This is a genomic window from Cellulomonas sp. P2_B4 (assembly GCF_056404795.1).
Genome location: NZ_JBFUDI010000104.1, coordinates 1 through 539 on the forward strand (window position 1 = coordinate 1; position 539 = coordinate 539).

1 protein-coding gene and 1 pseudogene are annotated in these 539 nt (G+C 65.3%); one reads left to right on the forward strand and one right to left on the reverse strand.

Annotated features, from left to right (window positions below; translation table 11 throughout):
• A pseudogene (locus AC1DZC_RS20330) lies at positions 1–194 on the forward strand (family 43 glycosylhydrolase); the annotation flags it as partial.
• Positions 195–200: 6 nt separating this feature from the next.
• Here AC1DZC_RS20330 and AC1DZC_RS20335 read toward each other — a convergent pair.
• On the reverse strand, positions 201–539 hold a 339-nt coding region (locus tag AC1DZC_RS20335; RefSeq protein WP_477044549.1), incomplete at its 5' end, for an alpha/beta hydrolase.

Sequence of the window (539 nt, forward strand, 5' to 3'; positions counted from 1 at the left end):
CCAACAAGCGCCATATCGTTGCGATCCACACCAGCGGGGACGGGGGCAGGACCTGGGCACGCTTCGATCGCGGCATGGAGGTGTCGGGATACCACCATAATGTCCGTGGCGGTTTCCTGATGTTGCGGCCCGGCCTCTATTCGGCCGGAGCTGGTGAGGCGCGCTTCTCCAACTTCACCTATCGAGCGCTGTAGTCACCATCAGGCGAAGCCCTGAGTCCTGGCCCAGTCGACGAACAGCTCGGGCCATGCCGCGACCGGCTTGCCGATCGTCTTGCGCAGCCCGAAGCCGTGGCCGCCATTGGTGAACAGGTGAGTCTCGACGGTCACGCCCTGCGCCTTCAGCGCGGCGCGGAACATCAGGCTGTTCTCGACCTGCACCGTCGGATCGTCCTCGGCATGGAGCAGGAAGCAGGGCGGGGTCTGTTTCGTGACATTGTCCGCGGGCGTGTGCGCCCTTTCCAGTGCCGGACTCGCGTCCTTGCCGATCAGTTGCTCGCGTGAGCCCGCATGGGCGACCGGCAGGCTCATCGACTGCAC